This window comes from Streptomyces sp. CNX435, assembly GCF_059570575.1.
Genome location: NZ_JCANTA010000009.1, coordinates 202467 through 228857, shown reverse-complemented (window position 1 = coordinate 228857; position 26391 = coordinate 202467). Strand labels below are relative to the sequence as shown.

Here is a 26391-nt window from a genome sequence, read left to right as displayed (position 1 = left end):
TGCCCGCTTCGCGGCAGCCGAGTCCCCCCGGCTACCCCCGGCTACCTCTCGACGTGGCGCAGCGAGCGCAGGCCGCGCTCCAGATGCCAGTGCAGATAGGCCGCGACGAGGCCGCTGCCTTCTCTGACGTGATGTGCTCCACAGCGGTCGGCGGTCTGCCAGTCGCCGGTCAGGAGCGCGCCGAGCAGCGCGAGTGCCTCGGGCGACGGTACGACGCTACCGGGGACGCGGCAATCGCCGCACAGCACTCCCCCCGCTGTGACGGAGAAGAACCGGTTGGGTCCGTCGAGGCCGCAGCGGGCGCAGTCGCCGAAGCTGGGGGCGTAGCCGTTGACGGCGAGAGAACGCAGCAGGTACGCGTCGAGGACGAGCTCGGGGGCGTGCGTCCCGCCGGCGAGGGTGCGCAGGGCGCCGACGAGCAGCAGGTACTGCTGTGTCGCGGGTTCGCCCTCCTGGTCGGCGAAGCGTTCGGCGGTCTCCAGCATGGCGGTGCCGGCGGTGTAGCGGGCGTAGTCGCCGACGATGGGGGCGCCGTAGGGGGCGATGGTCTCGGTCTGGGTGCACATGGGCAGGCCGCGGCCGACCAGGTCGCCGCCGCGGGCGAAGAACTGCACGTCGACGTGGCTGAAGGGCTCCAGTCGGGCGCCGAACTTCGACTTGGTGCGCCGGACGCCGCGCGCCACGGCGCGGACGCGGCCGTGGCCGCGGGTGAGCAGTGAGATGATCCGGTCCGCCTCGCCCAGCTTCTGGGTGCGCAGCACGATGCCGTCGTCACGGAACAGGGTCATGGGCCCATTCTTGCCTACGTGGGCCGGATTCCCGCCCCGCCGGTGGCGGTCGGGGCGGGCCGGGCCCGGGCGTCGTCGCCCGGGCCCGGCCGCCGGGAGGCTGCGGTGTTACTGAGGGGTGACGGTGTCGAGCGGCAGCCGGAGCTGCTGTCCCTTGGGGACGGCGGCGTTGCCGGTGCGGATGCCGTTCAGTTCGCCGGGGGTGAGGGCGCGGTTGTAGACGCGCATGTCGTCGAGGTAGCCGTGGAAGCGGTTGACGCCGTCGAGGCGCTGGCCGACGTCGATGCCGCCGATGCCGAACTCCTTGCCGGCGGTGGGTGAGCCGGGCGGCGCGTCGGCGGCGACGGCGGTGCCGTCGACGCTGAGAGTGAGCTTGCCGCCGGCGCGCTGCAGGGTCACGAAGTGGAAGGCGTTGTCGTTGTACGCCTTCGTGGTCTGGACGCTGACCGCGGCCTGCTCCATCTGCATGCGGGCGGTGATGCGGTTCTGCTCGGGTTCGGCGCGCAGCCAGACGGAGGGCGCGTTGCTGCCGACGCCGTAGGCCCACATGATCGCGTGGGCGCCGTCGGTGCGGCCGTACTTGAACCAGCCGGTCCAGGTGAAGTCGCCGTCGCCGACGTCGAGGGAGTCGTTCCACGGGACCTCGACGCGGGCGTCGACGTGGTCGTCGGCGTTGTTGAGGTAGAGGGACTGCCCGAACCTGCCGGGGCGCAGGGAGGAACTGCCGCGGACGTAGGCGGTGTTGTCGTTGCCGGAGACGTCGGGTGTGGTCGCTCCCGGGTCGGGTGCGGGAGGCTGCGGCGGGTCCTCGTTGGGCTGGTCGAGGAAGTCGTCGTTGAAGCGGGCCCAGCGGATCGCCTCGTACGGGCTGGCGGTGCCGGCCTCGTAGAGCAGGCCGACGCGGTCCTCGGCCAGCTCGACCATGTCGGAGTAGGCGGTGGGGCCCCAGTGGATGACGCGGCCCTCCTGCCAGGGCTCCCAGGTGCGGCCGTCGTCGTGGGAGGCGCGTACGGACATGACCTTGCGGTCGGCGGGATGGGCGGGCAGCGAGGAGAGGACTTCGTCGCCGTGGCGCAGGGTGGAGCCCTGCACGACGGGGGCGACGAGGGTGGGTGTGATGGCGAAGGGGGCGTCCCAGGTGGTGCCGCCGTCGCTGCTGACGGCGGCGGCGCGGTTGCCGGGGTCGGTGCCGCGTTCGTCGCGGGCGGCGGCGTAGACGGAGCCGTCGGTGCGTTCGAAGAGGCTGAGTTCCTGGGGTTTGACGTCGGGCGGGTCGGTGGCGCGGGTGTCGATGGCGCCGAGCTGCCAGTTCAGGCCGCCGTCGTCGCTGTAGGCGAGGTGGGCGCCCTGGCGGCCGTCGAGGCCCTGGTGGTTGGCGCCGACCAGCAGGCGGCCGGCGTGCTCGCCGGTGGTGAGCTGGAGTCCGTGGCCGGGGCCGGTGGCGTACCAGCGGTCCCATTCGGGCTTGGACAGCTCGGCGGCCATGTTGCGGGCGGTGCTCCAGGTGCGGCCGTTGTCGGTGGAGTGCTGCAGGTACGGGGTGCGCTTGGTGTCGTCGGCGCCGGCGTTGTGGGTGCTGATCAGGGAGATGCGGCCGGATTCGCGGTCGACGACGGGGGCGGGGTTGCCGTGGGTGTCGCCGTTGCCGGCGAGGACGACCTGCGGTGCGGTCCAGGTGGCGCCGTTGTCGGTGGAGCGGCGCAGCACGATGTCGATGTCGCCCTTGTCGCCGCAGCTGTCGACGCGGCCCTCGGCGAAGGCAAGGAGGGTGCCGTCGGCGGCTTCGACGACGGCGGGGATCCGGTAGCAGAAGTAGCCGCCGGTGCCGCCCTGGAAGAGCACTTCCTCGCTGAACTCCGGGGCGGCGGCTTCCCGGGCCGGCCGGGACTCCTGACCCGCGGCGTGCGGGGCGAGTGTGGTCAGCCCGGTGCCGAGGACCGCGGCGCAGGCGGCGAGGAGGGTGGTGCGCCGGGGGCGGGGGCTTCTTCGGCAAGGGAGCCTCCGGCGGGCACCGTCCTGGGCGGGTGGAGCGAGGCGTAGCTGCATGGGTGCGACTCGCTTTCGTCGACGGATTCGTCCGGTTACGCAGACAGCTGGATAGCCCATGTCCTACGTAGGACGTGGGATGTCCACCGCCGTAACGTAAAGGCGACCCCTCGTACCGTCAAGAGTTCGTCTGGAGCAACCCGCAGTTCACCTTCCGCACATGCCTACGTCGCTCATCCGACGCCGCGCGTCGCCTTCCCGGCACGCGCCTCGATGCCGCGGAAGTGGGTCGTCATCGCGGCCCGTACGCGCTCGCGGTCGCGCGCCCGCAGCGCCGCGACGATCTCCTTGTGGCGGCGGGCCGTGCCCATCGGCGAGGGGTCGTTCGCCCAGCCGCGGGCGCCGGCCACGCGGTGGAAGACGTTCCAGAACGCCCCGAGGAGCTGCGGGACCAGGGTGTTGCCGGTCGAGCGGTAGAGCACCTCGTGGAACTCGCGGTCCTCCTCGGGGAAGACCTCGCCCTGCCCGGCACGGGCCTCCATGCGCGCGACGATGGCGTCCAGCGCGTCCAGGTCCTCCTGCGGGATGCCCTCCACCACCCGACTGACCAGACCCTCTTCGAGTATTTCGCGGACCTGGAGGATCTCGGTGAGGGCGTGGGCGTCGTCGCCGCCGAGCTGGACCAGGGTGCGGAACGTCAGCCCGTCGGCGAGCGGCGTGAGCGACGCCTCGCCGACGTACGTGCCGTAGCCGTGGCGGATCTCGACGATGTCGAGGGCCTGCAGCGCCTTGAGCGCCTCGCGCACGGAGTTGCGGCTCACCCCCAGGTCGTCCATCAGCTCGGTCTCGGTGGGCAGCACCGCGCCGGGGCGCAGCCCCCGGTCGAGGATCAGCTGCATGATCTCGCGCTGGATCTGGCCGCCCATGCGCTTCCTTCGGTCCGAACGCGGCTGGGGGTGCTTCAGCTCCTGGGGCATGGCGGTATCGTACGCACAAGGAGGGACATCCTACGTGTGGTACGTCATGTTTGTCCGGAAGATGAGGAAGATCCGGGAGTGATCAGCCCGGACTCGTAGCCGATGACGACCAATTGCGCCCGGTCGCGCGCCCCCACCTTGCCCATGATCCGGCTCACGTGCGTCTTGGCCGTCAGCGGCGAGAGCGCCAGCGACTCGGCGATCTCGGTGTTGTTCAGCCCGCGGGCCACGAGCATCAGCACCTGCCGCTCGCGCTCCGACAGCGCGCCCAGCGCCGCCCCGCCGTTCTGCGTCGCGGACGGCTGCGGCGCCTCCGGCAGCCGCACCAGCCGCTCGATGAGCCGGGCCGTGGGGCCGGGCGAGAGGAGCGCGTCGCCGGCGGCGACGGTGCGGATGGCCTCCAGCAGCGCGGCCGGCTGGGTGTCCTTGACCAGGAACCCCGAGGCGCCGGCGCGCAGCGCGGCCATGATGTGCTCGTCGGTGTCGTACGTGGTGAGCACCAGCACCCGTACGCCCGCCAGGTCCTCGTCGGCCGCGATCAGCTGGGTGGCCTCGATGCCGTCCAGCTCGGGCATCCGCAGGTCCATCACCACCAGGTCGACGCGCTCGCTGCGGGTCAGCTCCACGGCCTCGCGGCCGTTGCCCGCCTCGCCGACGACCGCCATGTCGGGGGCGGAGTCCACGAGCATGGCGAACGCCTTGCGGACCAGGGTCTGGTCGTCGGCGAGCAGGACGCGGATGGGCTGTGCGGTCATGCGGTGCGGCTCCTGTCGGTGAAGGCGGTACGCACCCCGGCGCGGTCGGTGCCCCGGCCCGCGGGGGTGCCGGCGGAGCCAGCCGGGCCCGCGGCGTCCGACTCGACGGTCTCGACTCCCTCGGCGCCCTCGCCGGGCTCGGCCGCCGCGCACGGCAGCTCGGCGGTGACCGCGAAGCCCGCGGCGTCCGTACGGCGGCCCGCCTCCAGGGTGCCGCCGACGCTGCGGGCCCGCTCGCGCATGCCGACGATCCCGTAGCCGGAGCGGGCGGTTTCGGCCGCGGGCAGCGACGCCGCCGCGGGGGTCTTCGTCAGCCCGGCGCGCCCGCCCTCGGGGCCGTCGTCGACGACGGCGATACGCAGTGCGCCGGGCCCCTCGTCGTACGTGACGGCGATACGGACCTGCACGGCGGACCCGGCGTGCTGCACGGCGTTGGTCAGCGACTGCTGCACGATGCGGTACGCCGCCGCCCCCACCCCCGGCGGCACGTCGCGGGCGGCGTCGGCGACGTCCAGGTGCACCTGGGCACCGCCGGAGCGCGCCGCCACCACCAGGTCGTCCAGACCCGCGAGGCCTGGTGGTGGCCCGGTGCCCTCCACGGCGTCGCCGGCCCGCAACACCTGCAGCGTGGTGCGCAGTTCGACGCGGGCGTCGCGGCAGGTGCCGGCGATGCCGTCGAGGGCGTCGGCGAGCGCCGCGCGGTCCAGCCGGTCGGGGTCGGCGACGAGCAGGTGCGCGGCCACCGACGTCTGCACGCCGATGAGGGTGATGCTGTGCGCCAGCAGGTCGTGCAGGTCCTGGGCGATGCGCAGCCGCTCCTCCGCCACCCGCCGGGCGGCGGTCTCCTCGCGGGTGCGCTCGGCGCGCTCGGCGCGCTCGACGATGGCGCCGATGTAGTTGCGGTGCACGCGCACCGCCTCGCCGAGCAGCCCGATGGAGATGACCCAGCCGGCGGTGCGCAGAAACTCGGCGCCCTGGTCGACGTCGCGCAGCGTGAGCATGATCACCGCGGCGACGACGAGCCCGCCGGTGACCAGCAGGGTGCGCACCCGGGGGCCGGCGACCGCGAGCGAATAGACCGCGACCACCAACGGGGGCGTCGGTGCGGTGTGGGCGTTGTCGAGGATGTGGTACGGGGCCTGCGGAAGGATGACCAGGACGAGGACGGCCAACGGGTAGGTGCGGCGCCAGGCCACCACCGACACCACGACAGCCAGCAGCAGCCAGCCCAGTGCGTCGGGCCGGTGCGCCGATTCCTCGACCGTGCCGAACAGCCCAAGGCACAGGACGACCGCACCGACGACCGCGGTGAGCAGAACATCCCGGCGCGTCGGCCGCTTCAGCCGCTTCAGCCGGGTCATCGCTGACTGCATGAGAACCATCCTCGCCTACGGTTCCCCGGGCGGAACCCCCGGGGACGTGTCCGCTTCCGCCCGGCGCTCGCGGCCGGAAACGGCAGGACCTCGGCCGGGTGGCAGCCACGGGGGTAACCGCCACTCGGCCGAGGGGTCGTGGGCCGTACGCCCGTCCGGTCCGTACGGGCGTACGGGGCCGCTAGCGCGCCGCCGCGCCCGCGGGTTCCGGTGCCGGCTCGGTGTCCGGCTCCGCGGGCGGGGTCTCCGTCCGCTTCGCCAGCGGGCCGGGCCACCAGACCTTCTTGCCCAGCAGCCAGCTCGCCGAGGTGACCAGGTACGTACGGACCAGGAAGGTGTCGAGCAGCACGCCGACCGCGATGACGAAGCCGATCTCGAACATCATCACCATCGGCATGGTCGCCAGCGCCGCGAACGTCGCCGCCAGCACCACGCCGGCGGAGGCGATCACGCCGCCGGTGCGGCGCAGCGCGGTCAGCGCCGCGGTGCGGGTGTCCGCGCCGTTCAGCGCCTCCTCGCGCATCCGGTGCAGCAGGAAGATGCCGTAGTCCACACCCAGTGCCACGCCGAAGACGAAGGTCAGCAGGGCCAGTTCACCGCCGATGCCCGCGAAGCCGAAGACCGGCTCGAAGAGCAGGCCGCCGATGCCCATCGCCGCGCCCCAGGACGCGACCACCGCGACCGTCAGCACCAGCGGCGCGATCAGGCTGCGCAGCAGGACGATGAGGATGAGCAGCACCGCGGCCAGGGTGAGCGGGATGATGAGCTTGCGGTCGTTGGAGTTGGCCTCCGCCAGGTCCATGGCCTCGGCGCTGAGCCCGCCGACCACGGCGTCGGCGCCGTCGAGGTCGCCGAGTTGGCTGCGCAGGTCGTTGATCGCCTGGTCCTCGCCCGGCGACTGCGGCGGGTCGGCGGCGAACACGGTGATCTCGGTGTGCCCCCCGCCGGAGCGGGAGACCTCGGCCGAGGCGACGCCCTCGACGTTCCGCGCGGTGGACAGCGCCGCGTCCGCCTGGTCCGAGTCGGCGATCACGACGATGGGCTGCGCGCCCTGCTCGGGGTACGCCTCCTTCAGCTTCTGCATCGCGGTGATGGACTCGGGCTTGTCGATGAAGGCGTCCTCCTGCTTGAGGTTGCCCGGCAGGTTGAACGCGCCGAGCGCCAGCGCACCGAGCAGCACCGTGCCGCTGACGAGGATCACGGCCGGGCGGCGGCCCACCGACGTGCCCATCCGGTCGAAGAAGCCGCGCCGCTTGGCCTCGCTGCCGTAGGCGGGGATCAGCGGCCAGAAGACGCGCCGGCCGAAGAGCACCAGCAGCGCCGGCAGCAGGGTGAGCATCACGGCGAGCGCGCACAGCACGCCGACCGCGCCGACCGGGCCCAGGCCCGCGGTGCTGTTGAGGTCGGCGACCACCAGGCAGACCAGGCCGGCCGCGACCGTGCCGGAGGAGGCCAGGATCGCCGGGCCGCACTTGCGCACGGCCTGGAACATCGCCTCCTGCGGCGCCGGAGTGCGCCGCAGTTCCTCGCGATACCGGGCGACGAGCAACAGCGCGTAGTCCGTTCCCGCGCCGAAGATGAGCACCGTCATCATCGCCGAGCTCATGGAGCTGACGGTCAGGTCGAAGGCCTGGATGAGGCCGTAGACGACGGCCATGGAGGTCATGGAGGCGACGCCCACGCAGATCAGCGGCAGCAGCCACAGGAACGGGCTGCGGTAGGTGATGATCAGCAGGATCGTCACGATGCCCGCCGTGGCGTACATCAGCGTGCCGTCGACCTGCTCGTAGACCGCGTCGGAGTCGGCCTGGATGCCGGCGGGGCCGCCGAGTTCGACGGAGAGGCCCTCGGGGGGATCCGCGACGGTCTCGTCGCGGATCTCCTCGACGGTCTCCAGCTGGGCGTCCTCGTCGGGCAGCCCGACGATGGAGAACGGCACCATCAGGGTGGTGCCGTCCTCCGAGGGCACCACCTGCGGAGCGCGGTCCCCGGCCAGCTCGTACGCGCCGGCGATGTCACCGGCGTGCTCGGTGGCGAGCTCGCGGTCCGCGGCGGTGACGCCGCCGTCGCGCTGGTAGACGAGGATCCCGTCAAGGGTGTCGCCGCCGGGCATGTCCTCGACGATCTTGGCGACCTGGGTGGAGTCGGCGCTCCCCGGCAGGTAGTCGACGGCCCGGTCGCGGGTCGATTCGCTGAGCTTGCTGCCGAACGGCATGGTGAGGGCGAGCACGGCGATCCACAGGCCGAGCACGGCCCAGGGAATCCATCGGCGCCTGGGCCGGGTGGCAGAGCCGGGTGGCCCTTCAGGTGAGGTGGTTACGGCGCCCATGGGGGGCTCTCCTTCCGGGGAGTAGCTGAACTCGCCCCAGCTTCCCCCGGGGACACGGCACGGTTCTTCGCTCCCGAGTGCCAAACCCGCCCTACTGCGCGGGGTGTTCTTAGCCCTTCTTTACTCCTGAGGGAGTATCACGCCCCCTCCTTCAGCACCGTCCTCACGAGTGCCCGCTGGGCGTCGGTGAGCCGCGGGTCGGCGCAGTGGGCGGTGCGGCCGCCGGCCGTGATGCGGTACGCGAAGCCGTCGGGTACGCCCGCGGGCGGCGCGGCGCTGCCCTGCGCCAGCGCCCGGTGGGCCAGGGCCTCCAGGCCGGCCGCGTCGGGGCGGCCGGCCGTGTCCAGGGTGGCCTCGCGGGTCACGCCCGCGAAGCCCCCGGTGCGGGTGACGGTGATGCGCATGGCCGCACGCCTACCCCGCCTGCGGCTGGGCACCCTCCGGGGCCGGGGTCTGCCGCGGCACGGTGGCCCCCGCGTCGGTGTCCACGCCGACCTGCGACCACGCCGAGAGCACCGCGGCGCGCTCGGCGCCGTCGCCGTAGCGGGCCTCGGCGGCGGCGACGGTGGCGGCGGCGAACGCGGCGAAGTCGGCGGTGGTGGTGAGGCCGCCGCCGGTCAGGACGTCGTACCAGATGCGGCCGGCGCGCTCCCAGGCGTTGCCGCCGAGGTCGGTGGCCAGCAGGTAGAAGGCGTGGTTGGGGATGCCGGAGTTGATGTGGACGCCGCCGTTGTCGGTGTCGGTGTCGACGTAGTCCGCCATCGTCGCCGGCTGCGGGTCCTTGCCGAGGACGTCGTCGTCGTAGGCCGTGCCGGGGGCCTTCATCGAGCGCAGCGCCTTGCCGGAGACGCCGGGGGCGAGCAGTTCGGCGCCGATGAGCCAGTCGGCGTCGGCGGCGGACTGGCCGAGGACGTACTGCTTGATGAGGGAGCCGAAGACGTCGGAGACCGACTCGTTGAGCGCGCCGGACTGGCCGAAGTACTCCAGGTTCGCGGTGTACTGGGTGACGCCGTGGGTCAGCTCGTGGCCGATGACGTCGACGGAGAGGGTGAAGTCGAGGAACACCTCGCCGTCGCCGTCGCCGAAGACCATCTGCTCGCCGTCCCAGAAGGCGTTCCCGTAGTCCTCGCCGTAGTGGACGGTGGCGTTCAGCGGCAGGCCGGCGCCGTCGACGGAGTCGCGTGCGAAGCCGCTGAGGAACAGCTCGAAGGTGTCGCCGAGGCCGTCGTAGGCGCGGTTGACGGTGTCGTCCTCGACGGGCGCCGCGCCCTCGCCGCGGACCTCGGTGCCGGGCAGGTCCTGGGTCTTCCCGGCGTCGTAGACCGTGCGCTCGGGCTTCGCGTCCTCCTGCGCCCTGCGCGGGGCCGGCGGGGCGGCGGCGCGGACGGTGGTGATACGGCGGCGGGTGCGCTGCAGGGCGTCGCGCTCCAGGGTGCGGCGCGCGCGGGCGGACAGGGCCGGGTCGCCGGTGCGGGCCAGCTTGTCCAGCATGTGCGGCGGCACGATGGTGCAGAAGACCGGGTTACGTGAAGTGGCGTCCATGGCTCGCAATGTGGCACTAAGTAACTGACATGTCACTTCCCGCAGTGGATGTTAGCGATTTCGGGTGGCGGGGGCCGCCACGGAGCCCGTACGGGATCTCGCATCGTGATACTGATCGGCCGGCGCGCCGCGGCTGGGCTACATTGTTCGGCATCGTGCGTTACGGGCTGCTTCTTCTTAGCCGCCGCGGCGAGGGTCTGTAGTCGTAGACCGACCCCCTCCCCGCGGAGTCCGGTGCTGCCCCCCGTCGGTCGACGACCAGCTCGCGCGAAGGAGCCCACGCCACCATGTCCCACCCCGACCACTCCGGTAACGCCGTCGGCCGCGGTACGCCCGTCACCGCCGCCACCGTCCGGCAGCAGCCCTCCGGCATGCCCGTGCACCGCTACCGGCCGTACGAGGCCGTCGACATCCCCGACCGCACCTGGCCGGGCAAGCGCATCACCCACGCCCCCCGCTGGCTCTCCACCGACCTGCGCGACGGCAACCAGGCGCTGATCGACCCCATGTCGCCGGCGCGGAAACGCGCCATGTTCGACCTGCTGGTACGCATGGGCTACAAGGAGATCGAGGTCGGCTTTCCCTCCTCCGGGCAGACCGACTTCGACTTCGTACGGTCCATCATCGAGGACGGCGCCGTCCCCGAGGACGTGACGATCTCCGTCCTGACCCAGGCGCGCGAGGAGCTGATCGAGCGCACCGTGGCGTCGCTGCAGGGCGCCCACCGCGCGACCGTCCACCTGTACAACGCCACCGCGCCCGTCTGGCGCGAGGTCGTCTTCCGCGGCTCGCGCGACGCGGTCAGGCAGATCGCCGTCGACGGCACCCGGCTGGTCGTCGAGTACGCCGAGAAGCTGCTCGACGACCGCACCGTCTTCGGCTACCAGTACAGCCCGGAGATCTTCACCGACACCGAGCTGGACTTCGCGCTGGAGGTCTGCGAAGGCGTCATGGACGTCTGGCAGCCCGAGGACGGCCGCGAGATCATCCTCAACCTGCCCGCCACCGTGGAGCGCTCCACGCCCTCCACACACGCCGACCGCTTCGAGTGGATGTCGCGGAACCTGTCCCGCCGCGAGTACGTCTGCCTGTCGGTCCACCCGCACAACGACCGCGGCACCGCCGTCGCCGCCGCCGAGCTGGCGCTCATGGCGGGGGCCGACCGCATCGAGGGCTGCCTGTTCGGGCAGGGCGAGCGGACCGGCAACGTCGACCTCGTCACCCTGGGCATGAACCTGTTCTCGCAGGGCGTCGACCCGATGATCGACTTCTCGGAGATCGACGAGATCCGGCGCACCTACGAGTACTGCAACCAGATGGGCGTCCACCCCCGCCACCCCTACGTCGGCGACCTCGTCTACACCGCCTTCTCCGGCTCCCACCAGGACGCCATCAAGAAGGGCTTCGAGGCGATGGAGGCGAAGGCGGAGCAGGCCGGCAAGCCGGTCGGGGAGCTGGAGTGGGCGGTGCCGTACCTGCCCATCGACCCCAAGGACGTGGGCCGCTCGTACGAGGCGGTCATCCGCGTCAACTCGCAGTCCGGCAAGGGCGGTGTGGCGTACGTGCTGCAGCACGACCACAGCCTCGACCTGCCGCGGCGCATGCAGGTGGAGTTCTCCCAGATCATCCAGGCCAAGACCGACGCCGAGGGCGGCGAGGTCACCCCCGCGCAGATCTGGGACGCCTTCCGCGACGAGTACCTGCCCAACCCCGGCAACGCCTGGGGCCGCATCCAGCTCCGCGGCGGCCAGACGACGACCGACCGCGACGGCGTCGACACCCTCACCGTGCAGGCCGAGGTCGACGGCGCCGAGACCACCCTCGTCGGCACCGGAAACGGCCCGATCTCCGCGTTCTTCCACGCCCTGCAGGGCATCGGCGTCGACGCGCGGCTGCTGGACTACCAGGAGCACACGATGAGCGAGGGCGCCAGCGCGCAGGCGGCCTCGTACATCGAGGTCGCCGTCGACGGCAAGGTGCTGTGGGGCATCGGCATCGACGCGAACACCACGCGCGCGTCGCTGAAGGCGGTCGTCTCCGCGGTCAACCGCGCCACCCGCTGAGCGTCGCCCGCCGGGCACCCACAGCCGCCCGCCGGGACCCGGTGCACAGGCCCGCCCCGCGCGCCGTCCGACCGCGGACGGGGCGCGGGGCGCGGCTCGTTCGCACCGGGTCGACGTGTACGAGGGCTGACGATGTCGGCCGGTCTGGTTAGCATCACGTCAGCGCGGCAGCGTTGCCGAAGCGTGATGGAGGTCGACGTGACGCATTTCCTCCGCCGGTTCGCCGGCGTGCGGACGTCCTGGCACACCGAGTCCGACGGTGAGTTCTTCTGCCCCGGCTGCGGCGGCGACCGCAACTACCGCCGGCGCAGCGGCAGACGGCGGTTCACCGTCCTCGGCGTGCCCGTGCTGCCGCGCGGCGACGCCGGCCCCGTCGTCGAATGCGCCGACTGCGGCGGGCACTTCGGCCTCGGGTCCCTCGCCGAACCCACCTCCACGCGCTTCGCGCTGCTGTTGCGCGACGCCACGCACGCCGTCGCGCTCGCCGTGCTCCACGCCGGCGGCACCTCCTCCCCCGCCGTCCGCGGCACCGCCGTCACCGCGGTCCGCACCGCGGGGTACGACGACTGCACGGAGGAGCAGTTGCTCACGCTGCTGGCCGCCATCGAGGCCGACTCCGGGCGGATGCCCGACCTGTGCGCGGAAAGCCCCCCGGAGCAGCGGAACTTCGAAGCGGAGCTGCGCGAGACGCTGGCACCGCTGGCGCCGCACCTGGTGGCCGCGGGGCGGGAGTCGATCCTGCTGGGCGGCGCGCGGATCGCGCTGGCGGACGGGGCGTACACGCCGCCGGAGTGGGAGACGCTGGTCGTGGTCGGGGACGCGCTGCTGCTGCCCGGGGCGGACGTCGAGCGGCTGCTGACGTCCGCGCGCACGCCGTCCTGAGCGGCGGTACGGCACGGAGGTGGCCGGCTCGTACGGGGCGGGCGCGGCCGGCTCGTACGGGGCGGGCGCCCGGCGGCGTACGGCACGGGCCCGGCCCGGCGCGTACGGCATCCACCGGCTCGTACGGCACACGCGCGGGACCGGCGCGCCTCCGCGCGCCCCCGCTCAGAAGCCCAGCCGGCGCAGCTTCTTCGGGTCCCGCTGCCAGTCCTTGGCGACCTTCACGTGGATGTCCAGATAGACCGGCGTGCCGAGCAGCGCCTCGATGTGCCCGCGGGCCCTGGTGCCGATCTCCTTCAGCCGCTTGCCCTTCGGCCCGATGACGATCCCCTTCTGGCTGTCCCGCTCGATGAACAGGTTGGCGTGGACGTCCAGCAGCGGCCGGTCCGCGGGGCGGTCCTCGCGCGGCTCCATCTCGTCCACCACCACCGCGATCGAGTGCGGCAGCTCGTCCCGTACGCCCTCCAGGGCCGCCTCCCGGATCAGCTCGGCGACCATCACCTGCTCCGGCTCGTCCGTCAGCTCACCGTCCGGGTACAGCTCCGGGCCCTCCGGCAGCAGCGGCACCAGCAGGTCGGCGAGCAGGTCGACCTGCTTGTCCTCGACCGCCGAGACCGGCACCACCTCGGCCCACTCGAAGCCCAGGTCCTTCGCCATCCGGTCCACGGCCACCAGCTGGGCCGCGATCGTGTCGGAGTCGGCGAGGTCCGTCTTGGTGACGACGGCGACCTTGGGGGTACGCCGCAGCGCGGCCAGCTCGCCCGCGATGAACCGGTCGCCCGGGCCGGCCTTCTCGTTCGCCGGCACGCAGAAGCCGATGACGTCGACCTCGGCCCAGGCGGCGCGCACCGCGTCGTTGAGCCGCTGGCCGAGGAGGGTGCGCGGCTTGTGGTAGCCGGGGGTGTCGACGAGCACCAGCTGCGCGTCGGGGCGGTGGACGATGCCGCGCACGGTGTGCCGGGTCGTCTGCGGGCGGCTGGAGGTGATGGCCACCTTCTGGCCGACCAGCTTGTTGGTCAGGGTCGACTTGCCGGCGTTGGGCCGGCCGACGAAGCAGGCGAAGCCGGAGCGGTGCCCGGTGTCAGGGGTGGTCATGGGGAGCATTCTCCCCGACCGCGCGCCCGCACCAGCCGCCGCTCCCGCCGCACGAGCCGCCGCTCCGGCCGATCGCCCTCCGGCGCTACGCGCCCAGCAGCCGCGCCCCGCCCTCCGGGGCCAGCCCGGCGAGGATCCCGTCGATCCGCGCCAGGGTGTCGGCGTGCAGCTCGACGCGGGCCGCCGCCACGTTCTCCTCGATGTGCGCCGGCGTCCGGCTGCCGGGGATCGGCACGACGTGGTCGTCCTGGTGCAGCAGCCAGGCCAGCGCCAGCTGCCCCGGCGTGAGCCCCACGTCGGCCGCGACCGCGCGCAGCGGCGCGAAGCGGTCGTGGTTGGTCCTGAGGTTGGCGGCGTCGAAGGCGCCGATGTTGCGGCGGAAGTCGCCGTCCGCGACGTCCGTCACGGAGCCGGTGAGGAAGCCCGTACCCAGCGGCCCCCACGCGACGACGCCCACGCCCAGCTCGCGCGCCGCGGCGAGCAGGTCCGGGTCGACCGGCGTCCACATCGACCACTGCGCCTGCACCGCCGCGACCGGGTGCACGGCGTGCGCACGGCGCAGCTGCTCCGCGGTGACGTTGGACAGGCCCACGTGGCGGACCTTGCCCTCGGCAACCAGCTCGGCCATCGCGCCCGTCGTGTCCTCGATCGGCACCTCCGGGTCCGGGTAGTGCACGTAGTACAGGTCGATGTGGTCGGTCCCGAGATTGCGCAGCGAGCTCTCGGCGTAGCCGCGCACGTACCGCGGCTCGGCGTTGACCGTGAGGCCGCCGAAGGCGTAGTTGACGGGCGTCGTGCGCCCCCCGACGCCCTCGGGGAGGCTCAGCCCGAACTTCGTCGCCAGCACCACCTCGTCGCGCCGCCCGGCCAGCGCGCGGCCGAGGAGGCGCTCGTTGTGGCCGGCGGGGCCGTAGGCGTCGGAGGTGTCGACGTGGGTGGCGCCGGCGTCCAGCGCGGCCCGTACGGCCGCGACGCCGCGGTCGTCGTCGGTCTCGCCGTACACGCCGGGCGAGAGGACCATCGCGCCGTAGCCGATGGCCGGGGACTCGAGGGAGCCGAGACTCCGGGCGGGAGCGGTGTTCGAAACTGTCGTCATGCCCGCAAGCCTCCGCGGAATTGCGTGGCGGCGTCCAAGACCTACGGCTATAACCGGTGGCTATGGACGTCCACGTACGCGATCTGCGCTATTTCACGGCGGTCGCGGAGGAGCTGAGCTTCACCCGTGCCGCCGAGCGGCTGTACGTCTCGCAGCCCGCGCTGTCCAAGCAGATCAGGGCGCTGGAGCGGCAGCTCGGCTTCCCCCTCTTCGAGCGGCGGGCGCGCGCGATCGCCCTCACCCCACAGGGTGCGGCGCTGCTGCCGGCGGCGCGGGAGCTGGCCGCGGGCTGGGCGGAGGCGGTACGGGCCGCGCGGGCGGCCGGGCCCGTGGCGACGCTGGCGGTGGGCATGCAGACGGCGGTGGGACGGGACCTGCAGCGGGAGGTGCTGAGCCGGTTCCGCGAACGCGGCTGGCGGATCTCGCTGCGGCTGGTGAACTGGGAGGACCCCACCGCGGGGCTCGCCGACGGGGGCGCGGACGTGGCGTTCTGCTGGCTGCCGGTGCCGGGGGTGGGCGCGGAGCTGACCGCGAAGGTGCTCGTACGGGAGGACCGCTGGGTGGCGCTGCCGCGCGGGCACCGCTTCGCGGCGCGGGCGGAGGTGGACTTCGCGGAGCTGCTGGACGAGCCGTTCGTGGCGCTGCCGCGGTCGGCGGGGCCGCTGCGGGAGTTCTGGCTCGGCACGGCGGAGCGCGGCGGGCGGGAGCCGGTGGTGGGGCTGGAGGCGTCGTCGCCGGAGGAGGTGTTCGAGGCGGTGGGCGCGGGGCTGGGCGTCGTGCTGCTGGCGGAGGGCAACGCGCGGCTGTACCCGCGGCCGGACGTCGTGCCCGTACCGGTGCGGGGGCTGGCGCCGTGCGAGCTGGCGCTGGTCTGGCGGGCGGACGACCGGCGACGGGAGGTGGCGGAGTTCGCGGCGGCGTTCCACCAGGCCCCGCCGGCGGCGTAGCCGCGGAGACCCCGCCGGCGGGACCTCCGCCGAGGTCACGCACCGAGGTCGCGCACCGAGGTACCGCAGTGCGCCCTGAGCGACCGCCGCCGCGTCCCCCACACGTCTGGCGTACCGTCGTCGAAACTCACTGGCCACAGCCGCACCTCCCCCCGTTACGATGGCGTCAGGGCCTGCGCGAGGAGCAGGCGTCGGGACCCCGGGCGTGGTCCGTCCGGCGGGCCCTCTTCCAGTTACGCGAGCGAAGAAGTGGGATGAGATTCAGGCCCCAGGGCCGGCCCATGACACAGACACCCGTAAGCCGCAGCCCCGAAGAGGGGCAAGCCCGCGCCCAGATCACCATCCCGGCGAAGCACCCCATGGTGACCGTGCTGGGCTCCGGAGACTCCCTCCTGCGGGTCATCGAGAAGGCGTTCCCCAGCACCGACATCCACGTGCGGGGCAACGAGGTCAGCGCGGTCGGCGCCACCGAGGAAGTGGCCCTCGTCCAGCGGCTCTTCGACGAGATGCTGCTCGTCCTGCGCACCGGAGCCCCCATGACGGAGGACGCGGTGGAGCGCACGATCGCCATGCTCAAATCCGACCGCGACGACGAGGCCGGCGGCCACCACGCCCCCTCCGAGGTCCTGACGCAGAACATCCTGTCGAACCGCGGCAAGACGATCCGCCCGAAGACGCTCAACCAGAAGCGCTACGTCGACGCCATCGACAAGCACACCATCGTCTTCGGCATCGGCCCCGCCGGCACCGGCAAGACCTACCTCGCCATGGCCAAGGCCGTCCAGGCCCTGCAGTCCAAGCAGGTCAACCGCATCATCCTGACCCGCCCCGCGGTCGAGGCCGGCGAACGCCTCGGCTTCCTGCCCGGCACGCTGTACGAGAAGATCGACCCGTACCTGCGCCCGCTGTACGACGCGCTGCACGACATGCTGGACCCCGACTCGATCCCGCGCCTGATGGCCGCCGGCACGATCGAGGTGGCCCCCCTCGCATATATGCGCGGCCGCAGCCTGAATGACGCGTTCATCATCCTCGACGAGGCGCAGAACACGAACCCCGAGCAGATGAAGATGTTCCTCACCCGGCTCGGGTTCAACTCCAAGATCGTCGTCACCGGTGACGTCACCCAGGTCGACCTGCCGGGCGGGACGAAGAGCGGGCTGCGCCAGGTGCAGGGCATCCTGGACGGGGTGCAGGACGTGGGCTTCTCCATCCTCACCAGCAAGGACGTCGTCCGGCACAAGCTGGTGAGCCGGATCGTCGAGGCGTACGACAAGTACGACGTCAGGAACGGCGACGACAGGAACGGCAAGGCGTAGCCCCGTGTCCGTCGAGGTCAACAACGAGTCCGGGGTCGGGACCGACGAGGAGTCCGTGCTCGACATCGCCCGGTACGCGCTGGCGCGCATGCGTATCCATCCGCTGTCCGAGCTGTCGGTGATCCTCGTCGACCCGGCCGCGATGGAGCAGTTGCACGTGCAGTGGATGGACGAGCCGGGGCCGACGGACGTGATGTCGTTCCCCATGGACGAGCTGCGCCCGCCCACCAAGGACGACGAGGAGCCCGTGCAGGGGCTCCTCGGCGACATCGTCCTGTGTCCCGAGGTCGCCCGCAGGCAGGGCGCCGCGGCGCCGACCGCGCACTCCATGGACGAGGAGCTGCAGCTGCTCACCGTGCACGGGGTGCTGCACCTCCTCGGTTACGAGCACGAGGACGCCGCGGAGAAGGCCGAGATGTTCGGCCTGCAGAAGGCGATCGTCGACGGCTGGCGCGCCGAGCGCGGCGTGCCGGGGCCGTCGCCGGCGCCCACGGAGCGATGACCGCCCGGCTGATCGCCGCGGCGGTCGTGCTCGTGGGGGGCGGCTGGCTGGCGTCGTGCGCGGAGACGGCGCTGGCGCGTACGACGCGGATCGCCGCCGAGGACGCGGTACGGGCCGGGCGGCGCGGTTCGGCGAAGCTGCTGGCGGTGACGTCCGACCCGGTGCGCTACCTGAACGTGGCGCTGCTGGTGCGGGTGGGCTGCGAGATGGCGGCGGGCGCGCTCGTCACGTACGCCTGCCTGCGCCATTTCGACCGCACCTGGGAGGCGTTGACGGTCGCGATCGCCGCGATGGTCCTCGTCTCGTACGTCGCGATCGGCGTCTCGCCGCGCACGATCGGGCGCCAGCATCCGGTGGCGACGGCGACGGCCGCCGCGTACGTGCTGCTGCCGCTGGCGCGTGTGATGGGGCCGGTGCCGCGGCTGCTGATCCTCCTCGGCAACGCGCTCACTCCCGGCAGGGGCTTCCGCCAGGGCCCGTTCGCCTCGGAGGCGGAGCTGCGCGCGATGGTGGACCTGGCGGAGAAGGAGTCGCTGATCGAGGACGACGAGCGGCGCATGGTCCACTCGGTCTTCGAGCTCGGCGACACGCTGGTGCGCGAGGTGATGGTGCCGCGGACGGACGTGGTGACCATCGAGCGGTACAAGACGATCCGGCAGGCGCTGACGCTCGCGCTGCGCTCCGGGTTCTCGCGGATTCCGGTGACGGGCGAGAGCGAGGACGACGTCGTCGGCGTGGTGTATCTGAAGGATCTGGCGCGGAAGGTTCATATCAGCCGGGAGGCCGAGTCGGAGTTGGTGTCGACGGCGATGCGGCCGGCGGCGTTCGTACCGGACACGAAGAAGGCCGCGGACATGCTGCGGGAGATGCAGCGGCAGCGGATCCACGTTGCGGTCGTCATCGACGAGTACGGCTCGACGGCGGGCATCGTGACGATCGAGGACATCCTGGAGGAGATCGTCGGCGAGATCACCGACGAGTACGACCGGGAGCTGCCGCCGGTGGCGGAGCTGGGCGCCGGGCGCTACCGGGTCACGGCCCGGCTGGACATCGGCGACCTGGGCGAGCTGTACGACCTGGAGCTGGACGACGAGGACGTGGAGACGGTCGGCGGGCTGCTGGCGAAGCAGCTGGGGCGGGTGCCGATCGCGGGGGCGACCGCGGAGGTCGACGTGACGCACGACGGGTCGGACCCGGGGCTGCGGGCGCTGCGGCTGACGGCGGAGTCGCCGGCGGGGCGGCGGAACAAGATCGTGACGGTGCTGGTGGAGCCGGTGCGGGTGGTTGCGGACCCGGAGGAGGGGGCGTAGCGGCGGCGGGGCCGGTTCGTACGGTGTGGGCGTCCTGCCCGGCCGGTACGCCGGTCTGAACGCCGTTCCGGATGCGGGGCGCGGGCCCGGTGCGGTCCGGGAACGCCGTTCCGTACGTGGGACGCGGGCCCGGTGCACTCCGCACACGCCGGGCCCGCCTCCCCCGCTACGCCGCCGTGCGTACGGCTCCGCGGCCGAGGCCCGCCGCGGTCAGCAGCGCCACCGCGACCAGCACCGCCGCGTCCGCCGCCAGGCCCAGCCGCAGGCCGTCGAGCAGCCCGCTCCGGCTTGCCGCCAGCGCGCTGAGCAGCGGGATGCCCACGGTCATCCCGAGTTGCTGGGCACTGGTGACGACGCCGGTGGCGAGGCCCTGCTGCTCGTTCGGCACCCCGGAGGTCACCGTCAGCCCGTACGCGACGATCGCCCACAGGTGGAAGAAGGCGGCGACCGCGCCGAAGACGATGACCAGCCACACGCCCGCCGACGAGTCGCCGATGAGCACCAGCGGCGCGGTGGTCACGCCCTGCGCCAGCAGCCCCGCCTGCAGCGTGCGGCGTGCGCCCCAGCGGGCCACCAGCCGCGGCGCGACGCTGCCGCCGCCGGCGGCGGTCAGGCCCATGACGCCGAAGACCAGCCCGGTGACGAGGGCGCTGAGGCCGCGGATCTCCTGGAGGTAGAGGGTGCAGAGGAAGACGACGGAGCTCATCATCGAGAACGTGGCGAGCCCGCCGAGCGCGCCCCACGCCACCGTCGGGCGGCGCAGCAGCGGCAGCGACACCAGTGGCTCGGCGGTTCTGGCCTCGACGGCCACGAACGCGACGAGCAGCGCGGCGCCGACGACGAGGGTGACGAGCACGTCGGACCGGCCGAAGCCGTGCTCGGCGGCGGTGGACAGGGCGTAGATCAGCGCGAGCAGGCCGCCGGTGACGGCGACGGCGCCGGGGATGTCGAGCCGGGGGCGGCGGTCGGGGCGGCTCTCGGCGAGCACGCCGGGGGCCACGGTCAGCACGCCGACGGCGGCGACGGCGAGCAGCGCCATCGTGGAGCGCCAGCCGAATGCCTCGGTGAGTACGCCGCCGAGGAGCATGCCGGCGGTGAAGCCGAGCGCCATGATGCTGCCCATGATGCTGAGCGCCCGGGAGCGCTGCGGGCCTTCGGGGAAGCCGGTGGTCAGCAGGGCCATGCCGGTGGGGACGAGGGCGGCGGCGCCGAGGCCCTGGAGGGCGCGGCCGGCGAGGAACGACGCGGAGTTCCAGGCGAACGTGGCCAGGGCGGACGCGACGACGAAGGCGGCGAGGCCGGTGAGGAAGAGCCGGCGGCGGCCGTAGAGGTCGCCGATGCGGCCGAAGAGGAGCAGGAAGCCGCCGGAGGGCAGGGCGAAGGCGGTGACGGCCCACTGCAGGCTGGCCTGGCCGAGGCCGAGGTCGGCGCCGAGTTCGGGGAGGGCGACGTTGAGGATGGAGAAGTCGAGCGCGACCATGAACTGGGACGCGCAGAGGACGAGGAGCACCAGCCGGGCCCGGCCGGTGAACCGGACGGGGGCGGCGGCGGGGCCGGCCTCGGCGGCGGGTGTGTCGCCGGCCGGGGTGGGGGTGGCCGCCTTCTCGTCGGCAGCCGGGGCCGTGGTCTTCGATGTCATGGGAACAGACTCCGGCGGACCGCGGTTCGCTGGGGAGCGGGAAATTATCCTGGTGGCCGGACCACCAGCTACGGACGAGGGGGATCCATGGCAGCGACCGTCACGCCGTCCGCGGGCGGCATGAGGTCCCGCAGGCACCATGAGCTGCGCGAGTTCTTGATGACCCGCCGGGCGCGGGTGAGCCCGGCCGAGGCGGGCCTGCCCGACGGCGGCGCACGGCGCCGCACGCCGGGGCTGCGGCGGGAGGAGGTCGCGGTGCTCGCGGGCGTGGGCGCCTCCTGGTACCAGTGGCTGGAGCAGGGGAGGGACATCACGGTCTCGCCGCAGGTGCTGGACGCGGTGGCGCGGGTGTTGCGGCTGAGCAACGTCGAGCGGCGGCATCTGTACGTGCTGGCGGGGCTGAACCCGCCGGCGCGGGCGACGGAGTACGACCCGGACCATCTGTGCGACGGGCTGAAGCGGGTCATCGACAGCTGGATGCCGCTGCCGGGGCACATCATGGACGCGTACTGGAACACCATCGCGCACAACGACGCGGCGGCCGTGATCTTCGGGATGCGGCCGGAGATCTCCGAGAACTGCCTCGTCAACTTCTTCACCGACCCCGTGTACCGGTCCCGTTCGACGCATTGGGCGCGGACGGCGCCGATCGTCGTCGCGGAGTACCGGGCGGCGATGGCGGAGCGGCTGGACGACGAGGGCTTCCGGCTGGTCGTCGACGCGCTGGCGGAGCAGAGCGAGGAGTTCCGCGAGCTGTGGAGCAGCGGGGACGTGGCCGCCGCCGGGCAGACGGCGAAGGAGGTCGAGCACCCGCTCACGGGCACGCTGTTCCTGGAGAGCACGCATCTGCAGCTGCCAGCCCGGCCGGATCTGACGATCGTGCTGCACAACGCGGTGGAGGGCACGGACACCGCGGAGAAGCTGCGGTGGCTGGCGTCCCCGGAGGGCCGCCGGGAGGGCCTGCGCCGCATCGCGGGCTGACCGTCGCTGACCGTCGCCGGCCCGGTGAGCCCGCGGCGGGCTGCCGTCACTTCCCGCCGAGGACGCCCACGGCCTGGAGCAGGCCGGGGAATCTCCCCTCGAACTCCTCCAAGCGCAGCGTATTCATCCGGCGGCGCCCCTGGTTGTACTGACGGAGGACCCCCACCTCGCGGAGCACCCGGAAGTGGTGGCTCAGCGTCGAGGGCGCCAGGTCGAGGCCGAACGTTCCGCAGGCCCTGTCCCCCTCGGCGGCCAGCAGACGCACGATCTCGCGCCGCGCCGGATCGGCCAGCGCCTTCAGCACGTCGTCCAGCGACACTTCACCGACAGGCGACTGATCCAGCGGCTCCCAGCGGCCCGTGGGCATCGTGGTCACACCCTCCCGAGACATGACTCCATCTCTTCGACAGTCCTTGAAGAGTACAACTCCCTCCCCTTACTCTTCGATGCACGTCGAAGAGATTGGACCGCCGTGAACCACTCATTCAGTCCCCCGCCTCGACGCCCCGCCAGGGCTGCTGTCCGCGCCGCCTTGGCCGCCGTCGCGGCCGCGCTGCTCACCGGGGCACTCGCCGCTCCCGCCGCGGCCACCCCCGCGCTGCCCGACCCCGCCCCGGGCGGTCCCGCCCACCCCGTGGAGCCGGAGGTCGAGGGCCCGGCCAACATCGACACGCTCGACGCCGCCGTACGACCCGACGGCGGCACCCGCGACGGCGTCCTCGTCACCTTCGACCGCCGCAGCAGCACCGCCTCCGGCGAGAAGCCGGCCGCGCCACGCCGCTTCGTCTTCCTCTTCGACAAGTCCGTCAGCTTCCACCCGGAGCACTTCCCCACCTGCGACCGCGAGACCATCGAGACGGCCGGCCACGCCGCGTGCCCTCCGGAGTCCCTGGTCGGCACCGGTCGGGCGGAGACGTACGGGCAGGACGGCGCGGCCGAGGTGAAGGTCTTCAACACCACCTACGAGGGCGGCGGACGCGGCGTGCTCATCACCATCCCGGCGACGGGCGCGATCTTCGAGAACACCCTCGAACCGGTCTCCGTTCCCTACCAGCCTGCCTACCGCTGGGCATTCGACGAGCTGATCGTGCCGAGTAGCACCCCGCCCCAGGAGCGCCCGGCGAGCAGCCGGTTCACAGTCGAGTTCGGCGCCACCCGCGAGGCGAACGGGACCACCCACAGCTTCGCGGAGAGCACCGCCCCGCCCGGCCGGTCCCTGGACATCGGGCTGTGGAGCCGGTTCGTCACCGGCCAGGTCATCCTGCCCACGGCCCGCAGCTGAGCCCTGCCCGGCCCGTCCCCGGACCCCGGACCCCGGACCGGCCCTCACCCGACCGACCGCCGGCACCGACCGGCACCGACCGCACGGAGGACGGCGCCCGGTCCGTGATGCGACCGCGCTGCGTCCGGCGGCATGAACCCGACGCCCGGAGGCGGGCGGGCGGGGCGAGGTTCGTATGCTCGCGGGTATGAGCGAGAGCAGCCCGCTGGACCCCGAGGACCGCAAGATCGTCACCCTGGCCCGCAGCGCCCGCGCACGCAACGCCGTGCCGGAGGGCGCGGCGGTACGGGACGGCACCGGCCGCACCTACGTCGCCGGCACCGTGGCGCTGGACTCCCTGCGGCTGACGGCGCTGCAGACGGCCGTGGCGATGGCCGTCGCCAGCGGCGCCACCTCGCTGGAGGCCGCGGCGGTCGTCACCGAGGCGCCGGCCCCGGCGGACGCGGACCTGGCGGCCGTGCGCGACCTCGGCGGCCCGGGCACGCCGGTGCTGCTGGCGGCCCCGGACGGTGAGGTGCGCAGCACGACCCGGGCCTGAGGGGGCTCGGGAGACGGCCCGCGCGCGGCGGAGTCCGCACGACCGGCTGACGGGACCGGAACCGCCCCCCTTACGGGGCGTCCCGCTCCGGGCGGAAGCCGATCGTCGGGACCGCTCGGCGCAGCGGCCAGCGGCGGCGGGAGCAGGGCGTGATGCCGTCCAGGAACGCGTAGCGGGCGAGGGCCTGCGGGTTCTGTTCGTCGACGGTGCGTACCCGCTCCCACCAGGCCGCCACCTCCGTCCAGCCCGGCGCCGACTGCGAGCCGCCGAACTCCTGCACCGACAGCGCCGCCGTCAGCCCGGCCAGCGCCAGCCGGTCGGCCAGCGGGTAGCCGGCGAGCGACGTGGCGACGAAGCCGGCGACGAAGACGTCTCCGGCGCCGGTGGTGTCCAGGGCCGCCACGGATATCGCCGGCACCTCGGCGCTCTCCCCCGTGCGGCCGTCCACGGCGTACGCCCCGTCGGCGCCCATCGTGACCACCACCACCGGCACGTGCTCGGCGAGCGCGTGGGCCGCCGCGCGCGGCGAGTCCGTCCCGGTGTAGCGCATGGCCTCGGCGGCGTTCGGCAGGAACGCCTCGCAGTGGGTCAGCTCCGGTATCTCCGCCAGGTCCCAGCGGCCGGTGTCGTCCCAGCCGACGTCGGCGAAGACGCGGCTGCCGTGCAGCGCGGCCTGCTCGATCCACGGCTGCCGGCGGCCCGGGTCGAGGGAGGCGACGGAGGCGCGGCTGGCCGGCGGGCAGCGCGGGGGCTCGTCGGGGGGCGGGGCCTCGTGGCCGTGCGAAACCATGGTGCGCTCGCCGTCGTACGCCATGGAGACGGTGACCGGCGAGTGCCAGCCGCGGCACGTACGCGACAGGGACACGTCGATGCCCTCGCCCTCAAGGGCCTCCTGGCAGTGGTCGCCGTAGACGTCGTCGCCGAAGGCGGCGGACAGCGACGTACGCAGGCCGAGGCGGGCGAGGGCCGTCGCCATGTTCGCCACCCCGCCGGGGCTGGAGCCCATGCCGCGGGCCCAGGACTCCGTGCCGCGGACGGGGGCGCTGTCCAGGCCGGTGAAGACGATGTCCAGGAAGACCGTCCCCGTCAGGTACACATCGATGGCCGGGTCCTCGGGCTCGCGCACGTGCTTCAGCGGGTCTACGGCCGCCGGGGACGACGCAGGCGGGCCGGTGGGCGTGATCACGTGAGCGCCTCCCTCCTGACTCCTGGCGGGATACCTCTATCCCGGCTGAAATCAGTCTGCCCCAGCCCACTGACAACGCCCCCGCACACCGACCCGCCGTCCGCCGTCCGCCGTCCGCCGTTACGGAGGGGCGCGCTCGGAAGCCGCGGTGGCGCGTCAGGGCTTTCGGGCGACGCCGCAGTAGTGCGCGACGTCGGCGCGCTCACCGACCTGCGGAGTCTCCGCCGGGGCCGGGCGCCAGCGCGGGCAGGAGACGACTCCGGGCTCAAGCAGCTCCAGGCCCGCGAAGAGGCTCTCGACCTCGGTGGCCGAGCGGATGACCAGCGGAGAATTGCCCCGGCGGTTCCAGTGGTCGGCCACCTGGCGCATCGCCTCCGTGTCGACCTCCGTGGTGGGGTGGGAGATCACCAGATAGCTGCCCGACGGTACCGCGTCCATCAGCCGGCGGATGACCGCTCGTGCCACCTCGGCGTCGGGCATGTGGTTCACGATGCCCAGCATGGTGACGGCGACCGGCCTGGTGAAGTCCAGCGTGTGCGCCGCGTCCCGCAGGATCTCCTGCGGATCGTGGACGTCGGCGTCGATGTAGGCGGTGGCGCCTTCCGGGGTGCTGGTGAGCAGGGCGCGGGCGTGCGCGAGGACCAGGGGGTCGTTGTCCACGTAGACGATCCGGGCGTCGGGGGCCGCGCGCTGGGCCACCTCGTGGGTGTTGTCGGCGGTGGGCAGGCCGGTGCCGATGTCCAGGAACTGGCGTATCCCCAGCTCGCCGGCGAGCAGCCGGACGGAGCGCATGAGGAAGAGCCGGTCCTCGCGCGCCGACTTGACCAGGGCGGGGGCGAAGGCGAGCATCTCGTCCCCCGCCTGGCGGTCGACCTCGTAGTTGTCCTTGCCGCCGAGCCAGTAGTTCCACACCCGCGCCGAGTGCGGCACGGTGCTGTCCACCCGGGCGTTGGGGTCGAGGGCGTCGTTCGGCGAGGGCTCATTCATCGTGGTGACTTTCCGGGTGTCGTCAAGGAGGTCCCGGAACATACTCGCCGATCGCCCGGGTGCGTGCGGCAGAAGGGGTGTGGGGCGCCGGGGCCGGCCGGCTCGGGGAGACCGCGGGCCGACGTCACCCGACCGTAAGAACTGACGCGCTGCCCTTCCGGGCTCCCGGGGCTATCTTCGCCACCGAGACCGACACCCAGGAGTCCGCCTTGCGCACCCGTACCCTCCTTCCGGCCACGCTGACCGCCGCCGTCCTCGCCCTCGCCGGATGCGCCGGTGAGGACTCCGCACCCGCCGGGGACGCGGGCTCCGCACCCGCGGAGGCGTCCTCCCCCGCTCAGCCGCCCACCGGAGCGGACGACGGCGACGGCGGCGGGGACGGCGGCGGGGCGGCGGAAGCGAAGGTGCCCGAGGCGCTGACGTTCACCGCGAACACGGTGGACGGCAAGCCGTTCGACGCGAAGACGCTCGCGGGCAAGCCCGTCGTGCTGTGGTTCTGGGCCCCGTGGTGCCACGTCTGCCAGGCCCAGGGCGCCGAAACCGCCAAGGTCGCGGCCGAGTTCCAGGACCGGGCCCACGTGATCGGTGTGGCCGGACTCGACAAGCCCGAGGCCATGCAGGACTTCGTCGCCGACACGGAGGTCGGCGCCTTCCCGCACCTGTCCGACGAGGCCGGGGACGTCTGGAAGAAGTTCGGGATCACCGAGCAGAGCGTCTATGTGATCCTCGACGAGGACGGCAAGACCGTCTACGAAGGTGTGCTCCCCGGCGGCGACGGCCTGGCCGAGAAGCTCGGCACCGTCGCCGGCTGAAT

At 73.1% G+C, this 26391-nt stretch carries 24 protein-coding genes; 10 read left to right on the top strand and 14 right to left on the bottom strand.

The features are described from left to right. Window positions 1–41: 41 nt before the first annotated feature. From recO to T328_RS17775, 8 genes are all read right to left on the bottom strand, one after another. On the bottom strand, window positions 42–788 hold the full coding sequence (recO, locus tag T328_RS17810) for a DNA repair protein RecO (RefSeq protein WP_496497049.1): 747 nt from the start codon (window positions 786–788) through the stop codon (window positions 42–44). A gap of 108 nt (window positions 789–896) precedes the next feature. Next, a complete protein-coding gene (locus tag T328_RS17805) occupies window positions 897–2834 on the bottom strand; it encodes an exo-alpha-sialidase (protein ID WP_496497048.1) in 1938 nt (645 codons plus the stop codon). A 173-nt stretch (window positions 2835–3007) separates the two neighbouring features. Beyond that, window positions 3008–3700 carry a FadR/GntR family transcriptional regulator gene (locus tag T328_RS17800; RefSeq protein ID WP_496497077.1) on the bottom strand — a complete coding sequence of 231 codons (693 nt, stop codon included), beginning with the start codon at window positions 3698–3700 and terminating at the stop codon, window positions 3008–3010. Between the two features lie 95 nt (window positions 3701–3795). Continuing rightward, the gene (locus T328_RS17795) at window positions 3796–4506 is read right to left on the bottom strand and encodes a response regulator (RefSeq protein ID WP_496497047.1); all 711 of its coding nucleotides are present in this window, start codon (window positions 4504–4506) and stop codon (window positions 3796–3798) included. After that, window positions 4503–5888 (bottom strand): sensor histidine kinase, encoded by a 1386-nt coding sequence (locus T328_RS17790; RefSeq protein WP_496497046.1) that lies wholly within the window; start codon window positions 5886–5888, stop codon window positions 4503–4505. Before T328_RS17790 ends, T328_RS17795 begins: the two co-directional genes overlap by 4 nt. Window positions 5889–6060: 172 nt before the next feature. After that, entirely contained in the window at window positions 6061–8208 is a 2148-nt protein-coding gene (locus T328_RS17785; RefSeq protein ID WP_496497045.1) for an MMPL family transporter, read from the bottom strand. Between the two features lie 137 nt (window positions 8209–8345). After that, window positions 8346–8612: a protealysin inhibitor emfourin gene (locus T328_RS17780; RefSeq protein ID WP_496497044.1), complete on the bottom strand. Its 267-nt coding sequence runs from the start codon at window positions 8610–8612 to the stop codon at window positions 8346–8348. Window positions 8613–8622: 10 nt separating this feature from the next. Beyond that, the gene (locus T328_RS17775) at window positions 8623–9750 is read right to left on the bottom strand and encodes a M4 family metallopeptidase (RefSeq protein WP_496497043.1); all 1128 of its coding nucleotides are present in this window, start codon (window positions 9748–9750) and stop codon (window positions 8623–8625) included. A 287-nt stretch (window positions 9751–10037) separates the two neighbouring features. On the opposite strand from T328_RS17775, the gene leuA reads away from it, so the two are divergent. Both leuA and T328_RS17765 read left to right on the top strand, forming a co-directional pair. Beyond that, on the top strand, window positions 10038–11813 hold the full coding sequence (gene leuA, locus T328_RS17770) for a 2-isopropylmalate synthase (protein WP_496497042.1): 1776 nt from the start codon (window positions 10038–10040) through the stop codon (window positions 11811–11813). Between the two features lie 186 nt (window positions 11814–11999). Continuing rightward, window positions 12000–12695, top strand: a complete 696-nt coding sequence (locus T328_RS17765) for a TerB family tellurite resistance protein (protein ID WP_496497041.1) — start codon at window positions 12000–12002, stop codon at window positions 12693–12695. A 165-nt stretch (window positions 12696–12860) separates the two neighbouring features. Here T328_RS17765 and era read toward each other — a convergent pair whose 3' ends face one another. Then, entirely contained in the window at window positions 12861–13790 is a 930-nt protein-coding gene (gene era, locus T328_RS17760; protein ID WP_496497040.1) for a GTPase Era, read from the bottom strand. Between the two features lie 85 nt (window positions 13791–13875). Beyond that, on the bottom strand, window positions 13876–14886 hold the full coding sequence (locus T328_RS17755; RefSeq protein ID WP_496497039.1) for an aldo/keto reductase: 1011 nt from the start codon (window positions 14884–14886) through the stop codon (window positions 13876–13878). Between the two features lie 62 nt (window positions 14887–14948). Between T328_RS17755 and T328_RS17750 the strand changes: the two genes are divergently transcribed. The 4 genes from T328_RS17750 to T328_RS17735 all read left to right on the top strand — a co-directional run bounded on the left by T328_RS17750 (window position 14949) and on the right by T328_RS17735 (window position 18964). Beyond that, window positions 14949–15833, top strand: a complete 885-nt coding sequence (locus tag T328_RS17750) for a LysR family transcriptional regulator (RefSeq protein WP_496497038.1) — start codon at window positions 14949–14951, stop codon at window positions 15831–15833. Window positions 15834–16114: 281 nt separating this feature from the next. Continuing rightward, window positions 16115–17152, top strand: a complete 1038-nt coding sequence (locus tag T328_RS17745) for a PhoH family protein (RefSeq protein ID WP_496497037.1) — start codon at window positions 16115–16117, stop codon at window positions 17150–17152. Window positions 17153–17156: 4 nt separating this feature from the next. Beyond that, complete coding sequence (ybeY, locus tag T328_RS17740; protein ID WP_496497036.1) at window positions 17157–17654, top strand: rRNA maturation RNase YbeY; 498 nt, start codon at window positions 17157–17159, stop codon at window positions 17652–17654. Beyond that, a complete protein-coding gene (locus tag T328_RS17735) occupies window positions 17651–18964 on the top strand; it encodes a hemolysin family protein (protein WP_496497035.1) in 1314 nt (437 codons plus the stop codon). The genes ybeY and T328_RS17735 overlap by 4 nt, the downstream gene beginning before the upstream one ends. 166 nt (window positions 18965–19130) lie before the next feature. On the opposite strand, the gene T328_RS17730 is transcribed toward T328_RS17735, so the two are convergent. Beyond that, window positions 19131–20603 (bottom strand): MFS transporter, encoded by a 1473-nt coding sequence (locus T328_RS17730; protein ID WP_496497034.1) that lies wholly within the window; start codon window positions 20601–20603, stop codon window positions 19131–19133. Between the two features lie 87 nt (window positions 20604–20690). Between T328_RS17730 and T328_RS17725 the strand changes: the two genes are divergently transcribed. Next, window positions 20691–21584, top strand: coding sequence for a helix-turn-helix transcriptional regulator (locus T328_RS17725; RefSeq protein ID WP_496497033.1), 894 nt, complete (start codon window positions 20691–20693; stop codon window positions 21582–21584). 46 nt (window positions 21585–21630) lie between these two features. Here T328_RS17725 and T328_RS17720 read toward each other — a convergent pair whose 3' ends face one another. Continuing rightward, window positions 21631–21951 (bottom strand): ArsR/SmtB family transcription factor, encoded by a 321-nt coding sequence (locus T328_RS17720; RefSeq protein ID WP_496497076.1) that lies wholly within the window; start codon window positions 21949–21951, stop codon window positions 21631–21633. A 165-nt stretch (window positions 21952–22116) separates the two neighbouring features. On the opposite strand from T328_RS17720, the gene T328_RS17715 reads away from it, so the two are divergent. Together T328_RS17715 and T328_RS17710 are read left to right on the top strand one after the other, a co-directional pair. Continuing rightward, window positions 22117–22866: a hypothetical protein gene (locus T328_RS17715; protein ID WP_496497032.1), complete on the top strand. Its 750-nt coding sequence runs from the start codon at window positions 22117–22119 to the stop codon at window positions 22864–22866. Window positions 22867–23053: 187 nt separating this feature from the next. Further along, on the top strand, window positions 23054–23404 hold the full coding sequence (locus T328_RS17710; protein ID WP_496497031.1) for a cytidine deaminase-like protein: 351 nt from the start codon (window positions 23054–23056) through the stop codon (window positions 23402–23404). A 70-nt stretch (window positions 23405–23474) separates the two neighbouring features. Here T328_RS17710 and T328_RS17705 read toward each other — a convergent pair whose 3' ends face one another. Both T328_RS17705 and T328_RS17700 read right to left on the bottom strand, forming a co-directional pair. Then, window positions 23475–24590 (bottom strand): carbohydrate kinase family protein, encoded by a 1116-nt coding sequence (locus tag T328_RS17705; RefSeq protein WP_496497030.1) that lies wholly within the window; start codon window positions 24588–24590, stop codon window positions 23475–23477. A gap of 156 nt (window positions 24591–24746) precedes the next feature. After that, complete coding sequence (locus tag T328_RS17700; RefSeq protein ID WP_496497029.1) at window positions 24747–25577, bottom strand: SAM-dependent methyltransferase; 831 nt, start codon at window positions 25575–25577, stop codon at window positions 24747–24749. 209 nt (window positions 25578–25786) lie between these two features. Here T328_RS17700 and T328_RS17695 point away from each other — a divergent pair, with 209 nt between their 5' ends. Then, a complete protein-coding gene (locus tag T328_RS17695; protein ID WP_496497028.1) occupies window positions 25787–26389 on the top strand; it encodes a redoxin domain-containing protein in 603 nt (200 codons plus the stop codon). Window positions 26390–26391: the final 2 nt, after the last annotated feature.